Here is a 16,109-nt window from a genome sequence, read left to right on the forward strand (position 1 = left end):
ACTTCACGCTTCGGTCCGACATCTGGCGTGTCGGCCCCCCTGGTTGGTACAGTCCACAGTTCTGACGCGTTGACGAGTTGTCCACGGATCCTGGGATTGACCGGTTCCTCCGCCCGGCTGATGTCGGATGCTGGGCGGCATGTTCGATCCACAGCTCCTTCTCGCTCGCCTCGGCGGCATCGCCCACGGCACCACACTCCAGAAGCACGGTGTGAGCCGTCCGGAGTTGACGAAGGCTGTCCGCGCCGGACATCTCGATCGGCTGAGACCGGGCTTGTTCGTCACATCAGATCTGGACGACGATGTGCGGTGCGCCGCTGTCCATGGCGGAGCCTTGACGTGTGCAGTCGCCCTGCGGCTTCACGGCATCTGGGTGTTGAGTGACGACCGACAGCCGCACGTGTGGGTCGGGCGCCGCGGACGCGTGCATGAGCACAGCGCCTGCCGCTGCAAGACCCACTTCTTCCGTGGCCTTGTGCCTGTCGGGCTCGTGCCCGTGGAGACCGCACTGATCCACCTGCACCGGTGCGACGGTGACGAATCGTTCTTCGCGTCGCTCGAATCGGCGCTCCGCCTGCACAAGCTCTCACACGCGGCCTTGCTCAGGATCCGGGCCGCGTTGCCCTCGTACGCTCGCTGGCTCGTCGACTTCGCGCGCAGAGACGCAGACAGCGGACTCGAGTCGATTCTTCGGTTGCGCCTGCACATCCTCGGGCTGGTTCTCACCACCCAAGTCGTTCTGGGCGGCGTCGGGCGGGTCGACTTCGTGATCGGCGACCGGCTCATCCTCGAGGTCGACGGCAAGGAGAATCACGCCTCTGCTGAGCATCGTCATCGCGACCTGATACGGGATGCCGCGGCATCCGCTCTCGGATACGAGACTCTGCGATTCGACTACGCCCAGGTGATCCACGATTGGCCGTCGGTGCAGGCAGCAATCCTCGCAGCGTTGACCCGACTTCGCGACCACGCATGACACACGCCCAGGGAGCCGACACGCCACTTGTCGGACGCTTCGTATAAATCCGTCCTACATTTGGCGTGTCGGCCCCCGAGAGAGGCGGGCGACGCGGGCAGGCTCTCACCAGCTCAGTTGAGCTCCCCGCCCTCCAGCAGCTCCGTGACGAGGGCGGCGATCGCCGAGCGCTCCGAACGCATCAGCGTCACGTGCGCGAACAGGTCGTGGCCCTTCAGCGTCTCGATCACCGAGGCGATGCCGTCGTGGCGGCCGACGCGCAGGTTGTCGCGCTGTCCGACGTCGTGGGTGAGCACCACGCGCGAGTTCTGACCCATCCGGCTCAGCACCGTCAGCAGCACGTTGCGCTCCAGCGACTGCGCCTCGTCGACGATCACGAAGGCGTCGTGCAGCGAACGGCCGCGGATGTGCGTCAGCGGAAGCACCTCGAGGATGCCGCGTTCGACGACCTCCTCCATGACGTTCCCGGAGACCACCGAACCGAGCGTGTCGAAGACCGCCTGGCCCCACGGGCCCATCTTCTCGCCCTGGTCACCGGGGAGGTAGCCGAGCTCCTGCCCGCCCACGGCGAACAGCGGCCGGAACACGATGATCTTCTTCTGCTGCTGCCGCTCCAGCACCGCTTCCAGTCCCGCGCAGAGTGCGAGGGCGGACTTGCCGGTGCCGGCACGACCGCCGAGCGAGACGATGCCGACATCCGGGTCGGTGAGCAGGTCGATCGCGATGCGCTGCTCAGCCGAGCGGCCGTGCATCCCGAACAGCTCGCGATCACCGCGCACCAGCTTGTACTCGCCGTCGCCACTGATCCTCCCGAGCGCCGACCCGCGCTCCGAGTGGATGATGAGGCCCGTGTTGACCGGAAGCCCGCGCGCGTCCTCGCTTATTCCGACCTCGCTCTCGTACAGATCGCTGATCTCGTCGCCGGAGAGGTCGAGGTTCGCGATACCGGTCCAGCCGGAGTCCACGGCCTGCTCGGCGAGGTACTCCTCAGCGGACAAGCCGAGAGACGCCGCCTTGACGCGCATCGGGAGGTCCTTGGAGACGATCGTGACGTCCTGCCCGTCCTCTGCGAGATGCATGGCCACCGCGAGGATGCGGCTGTCGTTGTCGCCGAGACGGATGCCGCTGGGCAGTACCGAGCCGTCGGTGTTGTTCAGCTCGACACGCAGCGTCCCGCCCTCGCCGATCGGCACAGGGAAGTCGAGTCGTCCGTGCTCGATGCGCAGCTCATCCAGATGCCGAAGCGCCTGCCGTGCGAAATATCCGATCTCCGGATCGTGACGTTTGCCCTCGAGCTCCGTGATCACCACGACCGGAAGGACGATCGAGTGCTCGGCGAAGCGGAAGAACGCCTGCGGATCCGACAGCAGCACCGAAGTGTCGAGCACATAGGTGCGAAGGTCCTGATCCGGCGCCCCTGAGGATGCCCGACGCGAGGACTGACGGGTGGACTGCTGTGCTGTACGTGTGGTCACGACCCACTCCCGACCCGGGATGTTTCCCGGCTATGCCACGAGTCGACCAGGGGCCACGAGTCGTGATCCGAAGGCCGACTCGAACGGGCACCGTGCCCGATGCCTAGAACGTACGACCGCCCTGACGCCCCGCGCACGCGACACGCCCTGCGGGCATGTTAAGCGCAGATGAACTCTCGGCGGGCTCAGGCGCCGATCGTCCTGATCGCTTCGTCGAGCATGCGCAGCGTCTCGTCGCTCGTGCCGGCGTGGATTCCGAGCCGCACGGTGGTGCCGCGGGTCGTCGCCACGACCCCCGCGTTCGTGAGCGCGGCCGACAGCGCTGCCGGTTCCTCGGGTGTGAGCGTGATGATGCCGGCACGTCGATCCCTCGTGCGCGGCGTGATCACGGGGATGCCGTGACGATCCGCGATCTCGAACGCACGGTCGACGCGGTCGCCGATGGCGGCCTCGATCTCCGCGACTCCTGCGTCGCGCACGTCGCGCAGGCCGACGGCCAGGCGGGCCACGGCGAGCTGATCGGGGTTGTTCACCGCGTAGGCGCGCGCGGATGCCGCCGGCGCCGGCAGCTCGTCGACGGGCAGCCCGCCCTCCACGCCGGCGAAACCGGACAGCATCGGTGCGATGCGCTCGCGGGCCTTCGCCGAGAACGAGGTGAAGCCGGTGCCGCGCGCAGCACGCAGCCACTTGTAGCCGTGGCCCGCGACGACATCCGCCACGGCGTAGTCGTCGTCGACGACGCCGAACGACTGCACGGCATCGACGATCAGGAGACGATCCGGCCCCAGAACCTCGCGCAGAGCGGCCAGATCGACCCGATATCCGGTGCGGAAGTCGACATGACTGACGGCGAGCGCGGTCACGTCATCATCGAGAGCGTCGGCGACGGCATCCGGCGTCACGAAGGTGTGCTCCGGCTCGATCCAGCGCGGAGCCAACTCGCCGGCCGACGCCTGCGAAGCGCGTTCGAGCGTCATGCTGATGCTCGGGAACTCCGCCGACGAGGCGATGACCGTCCCCTTGAGGCCGTAGAGCGCGTGCATGAGTCCGTGCGTCGACGAGGGCTGCAACGTCACCGTCTCGGCGTCGACGTCGAGCAACTCGGCCGCGAGATCACGCGCTTCGTCGAACCGTTCGCTGACCAGCGCCAGTGACGACGGCCGGCCGCTGCCCAGCAGATCGGCGTCGGCGAACACCTCGGCGCGGACGGTCGGCGATATCGGCCCGAACGCCGCCCAGTTCAGATACCCGGGGTCGCCGTCGAATGTCGCGACGTACTCGTCGAAAGTGCTCACGCAAGGATTCTCCCACGCGGGCGCCCCTTCGACGGCTCAGCGCGTGAAGTTGCGGAAGCAGCCGCTCAGCGCCCGAAGCGCCGATCACGGTCGACGTAGTCGCGGATAGCCCGGAGGAAGTCGACCTGCCGCAGATCGGGACCGAGGGCTTCCACGAAATAGAACTCGCTGTGGGCGCTCTGCCACAGCAGGAAATCGCTGAGCCGCTGCTCACCGCTGGTGCGGATGACGAGGTCGGGATCGGGCTGGCCGCCGGTGTACAGATGCTCGCCGATCATCTCGGGCGTGAGGTGGGCCGCGAGGTCTTCCATCGTGCCGCCGGAGGCGTCGTGCTCGGCGATGATCGAGCGCACGGCATCGACGATCTCGTTGCGTCCGCCGTAGCCCACAGCGAGGTTCACGTGCAGTCCGGAGTGGCCGGTGGTCCGCTCCTCCGCGTCGCGCAGCACACGCGCGAGCTCATCGGGCAGGATGTCGGAGCGACCGACGTGCTTGACCCGCCAGTCGCCGTTCGCCGCGAGCGACTCGGCGAGCTCCGCGATGATCTCGATGAGGTCGGCGATCTCCCTCGAGTCGCGCTTTCGCAGGTTGTCGCTGGAGAGCAGATACAGCGACACGACACGCACTCCGATGTCATCGCACCAGCCCAGGAACTCCCGCATCTTCTCCGCACCTGCGCGATGGCCGTCGGCAGGGGATTCAAGACCGAGCTGCCGTGCCCAGCGCCGGTTGCCGTCGATCATCATGGCGACGTGATGCGGGACGGATGCCGGATCCAGCTGTCGCCGGAGCCTCTTGCCGTACAGCCGGTACAGCGGCCCCCGGCCCTCACTCGAACGTGCATTCACTCGCCTACGTTATCGCGAGCGTCCGTGCTCACCGTGTGAGCAGGCCGTGGACGCCGATATGTACAGCCAACGGAATGCGCCGCGGCTTAGAGTGAGCACGTGACCAACCCAGAGACGAACGCCGTCCCGGTCCCGAAGCTTCCCCTGCTGAAGGCCGCCACCGAGGACGCCGTCGTCGAGATCAAACCGACCTGGCGTGGATGGCTGCACGCCGGGACGTTCCCGGTCGCGATCGCCGCCGGCATCGTCCTGATCGTGCTGTCGGAAGGCGCCCCCGCGAAGTGGGCCTCCGCCGTCTTCATGGCGAGTTCTCTGCTGCTGTTCGGCAACTCCGCGCTATATCACCGCATCAACTGGGGTCCGAAGACCAAACTGGTGCTCAAGCGCATCGACCATGCCAACATCCTGCTGCTGATCGCGGGCACTTACACTCCGCTCGCCGTGAACGCCCTGCTGCCGGAGAAGGGCACCCTCCTGCTGATCCTGGTGTGGAGCGGGGCGCTGCTCGGCATCCTGTTCCGGGTGTTCTGGATCAACGCCCCGCGGTGGCTGTACGTCGCGCTGTATCTCGTGCTCGGCTGGGCGGCGGTGATGTACATGGTCGACCTGCTGAACGCGAACGTCGCGATGATGGTGCTGGTGTGCGTGGGCGGTCTGCTCTACACCGGCGGAGCCATCGTGTACGCGCTGAAGAAGCCCAACCCCTGGCCGGGCCATTTCGGATTCCACGAGATCTTCCACCTGTGCACCGTGCTGGCCTTCCTGTGCCACTGGACGGCGTGCCTGCTGATCTCGATCGCGCCGTACTCGCCGTCGCTCGGCCTTCCCGGCTGACAGCACCTTCCCCGGCTGATAGAAGTAGTACTGAACACCGCAACGACGAAGGAGATCCCATGGCCGAGGTCGAGAGCTTCACACTCGATCACACCGCTGTCCGCGCCCCGTACGTGCGTCTGATCCAGACCGAGCACGGCCCCAAGGGCGATGCGATCTCGAACTTCGACGTGCGCTTCGTGCAGCCGAACGAGGGCGAGATCCCCACGGCCGGTCTGCACACCATCGAGCATGTGCTCGCCGGTCTGCTGCGCGACCACCTCGAGGGCGTCATCGACATCTCGCCGTTCGGCTGCCGCACGGGCTTCCACCTGATCACGTGGGGCGAGCCGAGCGTGGCGGCGGTCGTCGCGGCCGTTCGTGTCGGCCTCACGGCGATCGCCGAGGACATCACGTGGGACGATGTGCCCGGTGTCGACGCGGTCAGCTGCGGCAACTACCGCGACCACAGTCTGCACAGCGCACGGGAGTGGTCCAAGCACATCCTCGAACAGGGCATCAGCCTCGACGCGTTCGAGCGCGTGGGAGTGTGATGTTCGACGAGCTCCGCTCGCGAGTGGTGTTCGTCACCGGTGGGGGCAGCGGCATCGGCGCCGGCATCGTCGACGCGTTCCTGGGCGAGGGCGCGACGGTGGTCAGCGCCGATCTGAGTGCGCCTGAAGGTCTGAATCAGACCGGTGAGCGCGCGTGGTCCGTCCGGCTCGACGTCAGCGATGAGAGCGCCGTCGAGAGCGTTCTGGATGCCGTCGCCGCCGCGGCGGGAACGATCGACGTCGTCGTGACGGCGGCGGGCACCTCGACCATCGGTTTCGCCGTCGAGACCACGAGCGCCGAATGGGACCGCAACATCGACGTCAACGCGAAGGGGTCGTTCCTCGTCGCCCGCGGCGTCGCGCGCAGGCTCGTCGAGGCCCGCACCTCCGGCCGGATCATCTTCATCTCCTCGCAGGCCGGCAAGAACGGCTATCGCGGCATGACGGCGTACGTCGCCTCCAAGCACGCGGTGCTGGGCGTCACGAAGACCATGGCCGTCGAGCTCGCACCGCGCGGTATCACGGTGAACGCGATCTGCCCCGGCATCATCGAGACGCCGATGAAGCACCGTGAGCGTATCGAGGGCGGCGCGATCCGCGGCATGACCGCCGAAGAGGTGGCCGCCGAGGACCGCTCGCAGGTGCCGCTCGGGCGCACCGGCACCGTGCACGACGTCGCAGGCGTCGCGCTCTTCCTCGCCAGTGATCTGGCGGGCTACATGACCGGGCAGGGACTCAACGTCACCGGCGGCATGACCATGCACTGAGCAGGCCTCAACGCCCGGACTCGTCGTTCCCGGATGCCGAGTCGCTGTCGTCGTCCGCATCCGCGGCGGTGCCGGCATCCGAGGCAGGCGCATCCTTGGCCGCGGCCTCCTCGGCATCGAGCTCCTCGCGCACCTCTTCGCGATAGCGCACGCGGCGGATGCGGCGATTCATGTCCCAGATCAGCAGCACGACCGCGACCACGACCAGCACGATCACGAGGAATCCGGCGGGTCCCGGCGTGACGGAATTCGGGTCGACGGTCATCGTCGGCGTCGGAATCGGAGTCTCAGTTCCGAACAGCACGATCATGTGTCCGCCTTTCCTGCGCAGGTCGCATAACCTGGAACCACAAGCCTAACGACCGAAAGCCCCCACCCGTGACGACTGCACTCGAGCTCGACGAACGATACGGTCGCGGACGCCGCACGCGGACGTCGTGGATCATCGGCGGGGCGATCGCTCTCGTGGTCGTGATCGTCGCGTCATGGATGACCATCGCGCAGTCGATGAACTCCGTGGACGCCGATGATCTGAGCTTCGAACTCGTCGACGAGCACACCGTCACCGTGCGTTTCCAGGTCACCGCACCGCAGGGACGAGACCTCGCCTGCGCCGTCGAAGCGCTCGACGAGGAGTTCGGTGTGGTCGGCTGGAAGATCGTCGAGATCCCCGCCTCGGGCGGCCACATGCAGCAACTGACAGCCACCGTGCCGACCGTCGCGGAAGCCACGACAGGTTTGGTGAACTCCTGCTGGGTCGCATAGACTCCCTGAGACGACCGACGCCCTGGCCAATTGCCGGGGCGTCTTGGCATATCCCCCGCGCCCTCGAGGGCGTTCGACAACACCGCCCTGAAGGGCGTTCGACTAAGGAGCACGCTGTGTCCACAGACGCTCAGGTACCCTTCCTCACGCAAGAGGCCTACGATCGGCTCGTCGCTGAGCTCGAGATGCTGTCCACGACCGGCCGCGACGAGATCGCGAAGCGCATCGAAGCCGCCCGTGAAGAGGGCGACCTCAAAGAGAACGGCGGCTACCACGCCGCGAAGGACGAGCAGGGCAAGCAAGAGGCGCGCATCCGCACGCTCGAGCAGCTTCTGAAGACGGCGAAGGTCGGCGAGGCCGTGGTCAGCCGCGGCATCGTCGAGCCCGGAACCGTCGTGACGGCGCTCGTCGCCGGTGGCGAAGAGGTCTTCCTGCTCGGCAGCCGCGAGATCGCGGCATCCGGAAGCGATGTCGACGTCTACAGCGAGGCCAGCCCGCTCGGTCAGGCGATCCTCGGCCTGAAGGTCGGCGAGAAGACCAGCTACGAGGCTCCTAACGGCAAGTCGATCTCGGTGGAGATCACGAACGTCGAGACCTACGCCGGCTGAGCCCGGCGCCGCCGCTCGCGATCAGTCCGGCACGACCATCGGGGCGTAGCCGGCCTGACGCAGCGTGTCGAGGGTGAGCTCAGTGTGCTCGGCTCCCCTGGTCTCGATGCTCATCTGCAGAATCACCTCGCTGATCTGCAGGCCCTGGCCGTGGCGGGTGTGCATGACCTCCATGACGTTCGCGCCGGCCTGCGAGACGAGCTCTGACACTCTGGCGAGCTGGCCTGGGCGATCGGGCAGCGGGATGCGGATGGTCAGATAACGGCCGGATGCCGCGAGCCCGTGCGACACGACGCGCTGCAGCAGCAGCGGGTCGATGTTCCCACCGGAGAGCACGGCCATGGTCTTGCCCGTGCCGGAGACCTTGCCCGCGAGGATGGCGGCCACGCCGACCGCACCCGCCGGTTCCACGACGACCTTCGCCTGCTCGAGCAGCACGAGGATCGCGCGGGCGATGTCATCGTCGGTGACCGTGACGACCTCGTCGACGAGATCCTGGATGATCTCGAAGGGCACGACCCCTGGCTTGGCGACCAGGATGCCGTCCGCGATGGTCGGATGCGTCTCGATCTCGACCGGATGCCCTTCGGCGAGTGAGGGAGGCATCGCTGCGGCGTTCTCGGCCTGCACGCCGATCACGCGGAGAGTGCGCCCCGCCTGCGCTGCGGCCGCCTTCGCCGCAGCCGCCACACCGGCGATCAGGCCGCCGCCGCCGATCCCCACGAGGATCGTGTCGACGTCGGGGGCGTCGGCGATCAGCTCGAGGCCGAGCGTTCCCTGGCCGACCACGACGTCGCGGTGGTCGAAGGGGTGGATCATCACCGCACCGGTGCGCTCCGCGAACTCGGCGGCGAGGCGCAGCGACGTCGCGACGGTCTCGCCTTCCAGCACGACCTCAGCGCCGTAGCCGCGGGTCGCGAGCAGCTTCGGGACCGGAACCCCGAGCGGCATGAAGATGGTGGCCGGGATGCCGAGGGCCTGAGCGGCGAGCGCGACGCCCTGTGCGTGGTTCCCCGCGGATGCCGCGACCACCCCCCGTGCGCGTTCTTCCGCGGTGAGGCGCGAGAGCCGGTACGCAGCGCCGCGGATCTTGAAGGATCCCGTGCGCTGGAGGTTCTCCATCTTCAGCACCACGGGTTCGCCGAGGATGTCGGACAGCGCCCTGGACGGCAGCGTCGGCGTGTGCGAGATCACTCGCTCCAGCCCCCGTGCGGCTTCCTCGAACTCGGCCAGACTGGGGACTGCACTCATGTATTCCTCCGTCGCCGCTCGCGCGGCACTGTACTCCAGATCAGATCACCGGTGGGCCTGCTGCCGGTCTTCCACGAACCGCTGCTGAGCGTCACCGCCACGACGTTCACGAACGCCGCGAGCGGCACCGCGAACAGAGCACCGGGGATGCCCGCGATCATCGAGCCGCCGGCGACCACCAGGACGACGGCGAGCGGGTGCACCTTGACGGCGGATCCCATCAGGATCGGCTGCAGGATGTGTCCTTCGACCTGCTGCACGCCGATCACGACGACCAGCATCCAGAACGCGTTGAGCGGATCGTTGTAGACCAGCGCGAGGAAGACGGCGACGGCGCCGGTGGCGACCGCACCGACGATCGGGATGAACGCGCCGAGGAAGACGAGCACGGCCACCGGGATCGCCAGGGGAACCCCGAGCAGGAAGGCGCCGATGCCGATGCCGATCGAGTCGATCGTGGCGACCAGCAGCTGCGTCTTGGCGTAGCTGACGACCGTGCGCCACCCGTTGCGGGCCGCCGCGTCGACGGCCGGTCGAGCGTCGCGAGGGAAGAGTTTCGTCGTCCAGCGCCAGATGCCCGCGCCGTCGGCGAGCAGGCAGATCAGGATGAAGATCGTCAGCAGCATGCCGACGACCACGTGGCCTGCCGTCGATCCGATGGCCAGGGCACCCGACCAGAGCAGTTGCGCCTGCTCCTGGATCAGCGCGAAGCCCTGATCGATGTAGTCCTGGATCTGGCCCGCGGACAGGTGCAGAGGCCCTTCCATCAGGTATTGCTGGAACTCCTCGAGGGCCTGCACGGTGCTCTTCTGCACCGACGGCCACTCGCGCGCCACCTGCCATCCGACCAGCCACAGCAGTCCGGCGACGATCGCGAGGGTGCCGATGAGCACGATGGTGATCGCGAGCCACCGTGGGAAGCGGTTGCGCAGCATGAGCTCGAACACCGGCCACAGCAGTGCCGTGATGAGGATGCCGATCAGCAGCGGGATCACGAGCAGCTTGAGCTGGATCACGAGCCAGATGATCACGCCGGCGGCCGCCGCGATCAGCAGCAGCCTCCACGCGTAACCGGCCGCGACGCGCAACGAGAGCGGTACGGCGTTGTCGGCCTCCGTCGTCATCGTGCGGTCTGTCGGCATGCGACCCCACAGAAGATCACGCTTGCGAGGGCGCTGCTCATCCGTCATGGCGTAAGTCTAGTTGCGGGGCTGGACGGATGCTGCGAGGGGTCGTCGTCCATGTCGGAGGCGGACGATACGCTGACGACGTGACCGAGACTCTCAGCGCCGTCCAGGCTCGACGCATCGCCCTGGCTGCTCAGGGGTTCACCCGGCGCCGCCCGACTGCGGTCGTCTCGGCCCGTCACGTGCATCGCACGATGCAGCAGCTCGGGGTGCTGCAGATCGATTCCGTCAACGTGTTCGCGCGCAGCCACTACCTGCCGCTGTTCTCCCGGCTCGGCTCCTATGATCCGGCATTGCTCGATCGGGTCTGCTTCTCGCGCACCACCCACTACGTCGAGTACCTCGCGCATGAGGCGACGTTCGTGCCGGTCGACGACTGGTCGCTGTGGCGGTTCCGTATGGAGGCGTTCCGCAACCGCTGGGAGCGCGATCCCGACTCGTGGCTGAGTCAGAACGCCCGCACGATCGCGTGGGTGAAGGACGAGCTGCGCACTCGAGGTCCGTTGCGACCGGCGCAGTTGCGAGCGGATGCACCGCGCGAGCGCGGCACATGGTGGGACTGGGACGATGTGAAGCTCGCTCTCGAGCATCTGTGGCGCACCGGAGATGTCGCCATCAGCGGTCGTCGCGGGTTCGAGCGGCAATACGCACTGGAAGAGCAGGTGATCCCGACCGAGGTGCGAGAGCGGGTCGTGCCGCGCGAGGACGCGATCCATGAGCTCGTCCGACGCGCCGCGGCCTCCTCCGGTGTGGCGACCGAATCCGATCTCGCCGACTATTACCGCATCCGCGATCGTGCGGCCATCCGGCGGGCGATCGACGATCTCGTCGACAGCGGTGAACTGCGGCCCGTGCAGGTGCGCGGATGGGAACGTGGCGGCCGTCCGGTGCCCGCATGGCTGCACCGCGACGCCGTGCTCCCCCGCCGGATCGATGCGGCGGCCATCCTGACCCCGTTCGATCCGGTGGTCTGGTTCCGTGAGCGCGCGCTGCGCGCATTCGACCTCGACTACCGCATCGAGATCTACGTGCCCGCGCACAAACGGCGCTACGGCTATTATTCGCTGCCAGTGCTGGTGGGCGACCGCATCGTTGCGCGCGTCGATCTGAAGGCCGACAGGGCATCGTCCACGCTGCAGGTGCAGTCGGCGTGGTGGGAGCCGCAGGCACGCGGAGAAGACGCAGAGCCGATCGCCCGTGAACTCGCGCTGGCCGCGTCGTGGCAGGGCCTGGAGAACGTCTCGGTCTCCGGCTGGGGCGATGCCGCAGATGCCGTCGCGGGCGCCCTGCACGTCGAACGCGGCGGCATCCTGCGTCATGTGCACGCGCGTCAGGAGTCGGCGTGAGGCAGCGGGTGTGAGCAGGCGCGCGCTGTGGATCACGATCGGGGCGGTCGCTGCGGCCGCGGTCGTGGCCGCAGTCGTTCTCGCGTGGGTGCTGGCGCCGCGAGCCAGCGCCGACGATCAGGCATTGGCGTACCTGCACGCATTGGCCGACGGCGATGTCGCGGCAGTGGAGGCCACCGGACTCGACGTGCCGGAGACGGCGGCAGCCGCGTTCGTCGACGCGGACGAGCATCTCTCGGCCGGCGTGATCGAGTCATCGACCGCGGACGAGCACACCGCGGTCGTCATCGTGTCCTACGAACTCGCCGGGACGCGGCAGGAGAGCACTCTGGAGTTCGCGCAGCGCGACGGACGCTGGGTGCCCGACGCCGCGACGGGTCTCGGCTCGGTGCGATTCGCCGTGCCCGTCAGCATCGGCGACATCATGCTGCCGGCCGAAGGGGCCGCACTGCTTCCCGCTGCGTACGAGGTGGCGGCGGCGCCTGCGGAGTTCCTCGACGGGGGCGCGACGATCGAGGTGCACCCAGGCAGCGCGCAGGAGGTCGACATCGAGGCCGCCCTCCGCCCGGAGGCCACCGCATCCGCTCAGGCGCAGCTCGACGACCATCTCGAGACCTGCACCGCGCCCGCTGCGCGCACTCCGTCGTCGTGCGGCATCGTGATCCCCTGGGCGGCCGATCTCGCCGCGGTGAGCGAGATCCGCTATCGCATCGAGAAGTCACCGGAGATCGTGCTCTCCCCGACGGAGTTCCATGCCGACGGCGGCGTGCTCGTCGCCACCGTCGCAGGAACCGCCCCCGACGGATCGGCGAAGTCGTTGACCTATCGGACGACCGACTGGAGCGTGCGCGGCGACGTGACGTTCACCGGCGACGACATCGTGCTGAGCGTCTGGTGACGCGTCAGAACTGCACGCGCGGAGGCTCGGAGATCGCCGCGTTGTCGGCGACCTCGAAGAACTCCCGCTCGGTGAAGCCGAGGCCTCGTGCGAACAGGTTGTTCGGGAACACCTTGATCTTGGTGTTCAGTTCGCGTACCCCGCCGTTGTAGAAGCGTCGGGCCGCCTGGATCTTGTCCTCGGTGTCGACGAGGGCGTGCTGCACCTGAAGGAAGTTCTGGCTCGCCTGCAGCTGCGGGTACGCCTCAGCGACCGCGAACAGGCTCTTCAGCGCCTGCTGCAGATGGCCCTCGGCTATTCCGGCCTCACCGGGGCTCGTCGCGGAGAGAGTCTCCGCCCGCGCACGTGTGACGTTCTCGAAGACGGCCTTCTCATGCGACGCGTACCCCTTGACCGTCTCGATGAGGTTGGGGATCAGATCGGCGCGTCTCTTGAGCTGCACCGTGATGCCGCTCCACGCCTCGTCGACGCGGACGTTCAATTGCACGAGGGAGTTGTAGGTCGCCCAGAAGTAGATGCCGATGAGCACCAGTACGCCAGCGACGATCAGAACTGGAATGAGCCATTCCATGGCACATGACCCCCTTCATGAGTTTTATTCATACTAACCACGGCGCCTGCGCGTGAACTGGGCGACGCGTCACTGTCCGAGCACGCGGTCGAGATATCTGTTCGCGAACCGCCGCTCCGGATCCAGTCGATCGCGCAGCGCGACGAAGTCGTCGAATCGCGGGTAGCGCTCGCGCAGGCGCGCCGCGTCCAGCGTGTGCAGTTTCCCCCAGTGCGGCCGTCCGCCGTACTCGAGGCAGATGCGTTCGACCGCCTCGAAGTACGCGGTGGGCTCGGCGCGCCAATAGCGGTGCACCGCGATGTATCCGCTCGCACGCTCGAAGGCGGTGGAGAGCCAGCGATCGTCGGCCGCGGCGAAGCGCACCTCGACGGGGAACTCGATCCGCCAGCGGCGATCCGCGATCAGCCGTCGAAGCGCCTGGAAGGCAGGAAGGACATTCTCGACCGGCAGTGCGTACTCCATCTCACGGAATCGCACCTTCCGGCTCTGGGTGAGCACGCGATGCGATCTGTCGATGTACTCCCTGTCTCCCGTCAACTTCACCGCGAGGCGGTTGAACGGCGGGGTGATGACCGGGACGACCTGACCGGCGGCGCACACCATCCGGTACACGCCGTTGGAGAGCAGGGTCTCGTCGATCCACCTGCCCGCTGCGGGCAGGGGCTTGCGCGGCGTCGACTCCGGCAACCGGGTCTGCCGCTTCGTGAGGGCGACCTCCGTGTGCGGGAACCAGTAGAACTCGAAATGATCGGATGCCGAGACCCGCTCATCGAGCGTCGACAGCACCTCCTCGAGCGGAGCCGGCTCGTCGACGGCATGCATCACGAAGGCGGGGACGCACTGCAGCGTCACATCGACGAGGATGCCGAGCGCGCCCAGTCCGAGAGCGACGGCCGGAAGCAGCTCTGCGTTCTCGGCGTCGCTCACCCTGAGGAACTCGCCGTCAGCGGTGATCAGCGTCGCGCCGACGACCTGCGTCGCGAGTCCGCCGAATCGTGCCCCCGTGCCATGAGTGCCCGACGAGATCGCCCCGGCGATCGACTGACGGTCGATGTCGCCGAGGTTCTCCATGGCGAGTCCGAGCGGAGCGAGCAGACGAGGGATCCGGTGCAGCCGGGTGCCGGCGAGCAGCGTCACGCGTGCGCGATCGCTGTCGACCGACACCAGTCCCTGCATGTCGTCGAGTTCGAGCAGCACCCCGGGAGCGACCGCGATTCCTGTGAAGCTGTGACCGGCGCCGACGGCCTTGATCGGGAGTCGGTGGGCGATCGCCGCCTGCACGGCGCGCTGCACGCCCTCCGGAGTGCGAGGACGCTCGACGCTGGCCGGTCTGACTTTCGCCGAGCGCGCCCAGTTCTGCCACGTGCCGCCGGGGCGGGTCATAGGAACGCCTTTCCCTCACCGCGGTACGTGAGCAGCTCATCGGTCACCTCTGTCCCGGCGACCAGGTGGTACGCGTCGATGCGCTCGGCCGGCTCACCGCTCTTCGCATGGCGGAACCAGACGCGGTCACCGATCTCGAGCGTTCGCGCCGCTGTCCCCTGCAGAGGGGTCTGCACCTCCCCTGCGGCCTCGCGCGGCATCGTCCGCAGGCCCTGCGGCCAGACCGCACGCGGTTGGCGCGAACCGATGGCAGGGCCGGACGCTATCCAGCCGCCGCCGAGCACCGTGGCGATGTCGGCAGCCGGTCGACGGACGACGTCGAAGGCGAACGCGCTCGCGGGCGCAGGGCGGAAGGAGCGGTACCCGTCGAACAGATGCCCCGCGAGCAGCCCGCTGCCGGCCGATGCCTCGGTCACCGACTCATCGCTGCCGGTGAACTCCAGCGACCCCGTCCCGCCGCCGTTGATGAACTCGAGCGGTGCGATGGAGGTGAGGGCGTCTGCGATCTCCGCGCGTCGGGTGCGGAGATCGGCGCGCGAGCGCGCCTGCACCATCCGTATCAACGGCGCATCCGAGCCGTTGTCCCCCTGGCCCGCGATCTGCGCCTCGTACATCTGCAGCCCCACGACGCGGAACCCCGGTCGACGAGAGATCGCTCGGGCGAACCCGGCCACATCGGCCGCGGTGAACAGCGGGGAGCGTCGCACGCCGATGTGTCCGAGGGCGGCCGACCGCCACGAGGCGTCGGCGTCTATCGCCACCCGCACCGTCGCACGCCTCCCCGGCGGCGCGATGGCGTCGATCAGGTCGAGATGGGCGAGGTCGTCCACCATGAGCGTGATGCGCGAAGCGGCCTCCTCGTCGTGCACCAGCTTCTCGAGGCTCGCCCGGTCGACGCTCGGATAGCCGAGCACGATGTCATCGTGGGTCTCTGCGAGCCACAGTGCTTCTGCGAGAGTGAAGGCGAGGATGCCGCGGAACCCGGGGATGCGCAGCACCGCGTCGAGCACGGCGCGCACGCGCACTGATTTCGAGGCGACACGGATCGGGATCCCCCCGGCGCGCACGAGTAGATCCATCGCATTGTGACGCAGCGCGTCGAGGTCGATCACGGCGACGGGTGCCGGAAGATGCGAGGTCGCTTCCGACAGCCTGGGCCACCACGACGCGGGGTTCTCCCAGTCGCGAGGGCGCGGGGCGGTACGGCTCAGGTCAGCAGTGAGGTCGAGCACTCCCCCACCCTATGACGTCGTCTCGCCCGTGACCGCGAAGCTAGGCTGTGAATGCGGGCCCCCATAGCCCAATGGCAGAGGCAGGCGACTTAAAATCGCTTCAGTCTGGGTTCGAGTCCCAGTGGGGGCACTTCTCGCCT

Annotated in this window: 17 protein-coding genes and 1 tRNA gene; 9 read left to right on the forward strand and 9 right to left on the reverse strand. The window is 67.8% G+C overall.

The window, feature by feature from the left end; translation table 11 throughout:
* Window positions 1-139: 139 nt before the first annotated feature.
* Window positions 140-976 carry a DUF559 domain-containing protein gene (locus ACNPNP_RS05670; protein WP_448965078.1) on the forward strand — a complete coding sequence of 279 codons (837 nt, stop codon included), beginning with the start codon at window positions 140-142 and terminating at the stop codon, window positions 974-976.
* 113 nt (window positions 977-1,089) lie between these two features.
* Here the strand turns inward: ACNPNP_RS05670 and ACNPNP_RS05675 are convergent, their stop codons facing one another.
* The 3 genes from ACNPNP_RS05675 to ACNPNP_RS05685 all read right to left on the reverse strand — a co-directional run bounded on the left by ACNPNP_RS05675 (window position 1,090) and on the right by ACNPNP_RS05685 (window position 4,594).
* Window positions 1,090-2,451: a PhoH family protein gene (locus ACNPNP_RS05675; protein ID WP_448965079.1), complete on the reverse strand. Its 1,362-nt coding sequence runs from the start codon at window positions 2,449-2,451 to the stop codon at window positions 1,090-1,092.
* Between the two features lie 185 nt (window positions 2,452-2,636).
* Window positions 2,637-3,746: an aminotransferase class V-fold PLP-dependent enzyme gene (locus ACNPNP_RS05680; RefSeq protein WP_448965080.1), complete on the reverse strand. Its 1,110-nt coding sequence runs from the start codon at window positions 3,744-3,746 to the stop codon at window positions 2,637-2,639.
* 65 nt (window positions 3,747-3,811) lie between these two features.
* Entirely contained in the window at window positions 3,812-4,594 is a 783-nt protein-coding gene (locus tag ACNPNP_RS05685) for an isoprenyl transferase (protein ID WP_448965081.1), read from the reverse strand.
* 99 nt (window positions 4,595-4,693) lie between these two features.
* On the opposite strand from ACNPNP_RS05685, the gene trhA reads away from it, so the two are divergent.
* Genes trhA through ACNPNP_RS05700 form a run of 3 tightly spaced genes read left to right on the forward strand, consistent with a single transcriptional unit; the run spans window position 4,694 to window position 6,728 of the window.
* Window positions 4,694-5,428 carry a PAQR family membrane homeostasis protein TrhA gene (gene trhA / locus ACNPNP_RS05690; protein ID WP_448965082.1) on the forward strand — a complete coding sequence of 245 codons (735 nt, stop codon included), beginning with the start codon at window positions 4,694-4,696 and terminating at the stop codon, window positions 5,426-5,428.
* A 59-nt stretch (window positions 5,429-5,487) separates the two neighbouring features.
* Window positions 5,488-5,961, forward strand: a complete 474-nt coding sequence (locus tag ACNPNP_RS05695) for an S-ribosylhomocysteine lyase (protein WP_448965083.1) — start codon at window positions 5,488-5,490, stop codon at window positions 5,959-5,961.
* The gene (locus ACNPNP_RS05700) at window positions 5,961-6,728 is read left to right on the forward strand and encodes an SDR family NAD(P)-dependent oxidoreductase (protein ID WP_448965084.1); all 768 of its coding nucleotides are present in this window, start codon (window positions 5,961-5,963) and stop codon (window positions 6,726-6,728) included. Before ACNPNP_RS05695 ends, ACNPNP_RS05700 begins: the two co-directional genes overlap by 1 nt.
* 7 nt (window positions 6,729-6,735) lie before the next feature.
* Here ACNPNP_RS05700 and ACNPNP_RS05705 read toward each other — a convergent pair whose 3' ends face one another.
* Window positions 6,736-7,038 (reverse strand): hypothetical protein, encoded by a 303-nt coding sequence (locus ACNPNP_RS05705; protein ID WP_448965085.1) that lies wholly within the window; start codon window positions 7,036-7,038, stop codon window positions 6,736-6,738.
* Window positions 7,039-7,106: 68 nt separating this feature from the next.
* Between ACNPNP_RS05705 and ACNPNP_RS05710 the strand changes: the two genes are divergently transcribed.
* Together ACNPNP_RS05710 and greA are read left to right on the forward strand one after the other, a co-directional pair.
* Window positions 7,107-7,493: a DUF4307 domain-containing protein gene (locus ACNPNP_RS05710; RefSeq protein ID WP_448965086.1), complete on the forward strand. Its 387-nt coding sequence runs from the start codon at window positions 7,107-7,109 to the stop codon at window positions 7,491-7,493.
* Between the two features lie 116 nt (window positions 7,494-7,609).
* Entirely contained in the window at window positions 7,610-8,101 is a 492-nt protein-coding gene (gene greA / locus ACNPNP_RS05715; protein WP_448965087.1) for a transcription elongation factor GreA, read from the forward strand.
* Between the two features lie 21 nt (window positions 8,102-8,122).
* Here greA and ilvA read toward each other — a convergent pair whose 3' ends face one another.
* Both ilvA and ACNPNP_RS05725 read right to left on the reverse strand, forming a co-directional pair.
* Window positions 8,123-9,352, reverse strand: a complete 1,230-nt coding sequence (gene ilvA, locus ACNPNP_RS05720; RefSeq protein WP_448965088.1) for a threonine ammonia-lyase — start codon at window positions 9,350-9,352, stop codon at window positions 8,123-8,125.
* Window positions 9,349-10,542 (reverse strand): AI-2E family transporter, encoded by a 1,194-nt coding sequence (locus tag ACNPNP_RS05725; protein ID WP_448965089.1) that lies wholly within the window; start codon window positions 10,540-10,542, stop codon window positions 9,349-9,351. Before ACNPNP_RS05725 ends, ilvA begins: the two co-directional genes overlap by 4 nt.
* An 80-nt stretch (window positions 10,543-10,622) precedes the next feature.
* Between ACNPNP_RS05725 and ACNPNP_RS05730 the strand changes: the two genes are divergently transcribed.
* On the forward strand, window positions 10,623-11,885 hold the full coding sequence (locus ACNPNP_RS05730) for a winged helix-turn-helix domain-containing protein (protein ID WP_448965090.1): 1,263 nt from the start codon (window positions 10,623-10,625) through the stop codon (window positions 11,883-11,885).
* Window positions 11,886-11,895: 10 nt separating this feature from the next.
* Window positions 11,896-12,783, forward strand: a complete 888-nt coding sequence (locus ACNPNP_RS05735) for a hypothetical protein (protein WP_448965091.1) — start codon at window positions 11,896-11,898, stop codon at window positions 12,781-12,783.
* 4 nt (window positions 12,784-12,787) lie between these two features.
* Here the strand turns inward: ACNPNP_RS05735 and ACNPNP_RS05740 are convergent, their stop codons facing one another.
* The 3 genes from ACNPNP_RS05740 to ACNPNP_RS05750 all read right to left on the reverse strand — a co-directional run bounded on the left by ACNPNP_RS05740 (window position 12,788) and on the right by ACNPNP_RS05750 (window position 15,969).
* The gene (locus ACNPNP_RS05740; protein WP_448965092.1) at window positions 12,788-13,354 is read right to left on the reverse strand and encodes a LemA family protein; all 567 of its coding nucleotides are present in this window, start codon (window positions 13,352-13,354) and stop codon (window positions 12,788-12,790) included.
* A gap of 69 nt (window positions 13,355-13,423) precedes the next feature.
* Complete coding sequence (locus ACNPNP_RS05745) at window positions 13,424-14,737, reverse strand: D-arabinono-1,4-lactone oxidase (protein WP_448965093.1); 1,314 nt, start codon at window positions 14,735-14,737, stop codon at window positions 13,424-13,426.
* Complete coding sequence (locus ACNPNP_RS05750) at window positions 14,734-15,969, reverse strand: alanine racemase (protein ID WP_448965094.1); 1,236 nt, start codon at window positions 15,967-15,969, stop codon at window positions 14,734-14,736. Before ACNPNP_RS05750 ends, ACNPNP_RS05745 begins: the two co-directional genes overlap by 4 nt.
* Before the next feature lie 57 nt (window positions 15,970-16,026).
* Between ACNPNP_RS05750 and ACNPNP_RS05755 the strand changes: the two genes are divergently transcribed.
* Window positions 16,027-16,099: transfer RNA gene (locus tag ACNPNP_RS05755), tRNA-Leu, on the forward strand.
* Window positions 16,100-16,109: the final 10 nt, after the last annotated feature.

Source organism: Microbacterium xerophyticum, assembly GCF_053543555.1.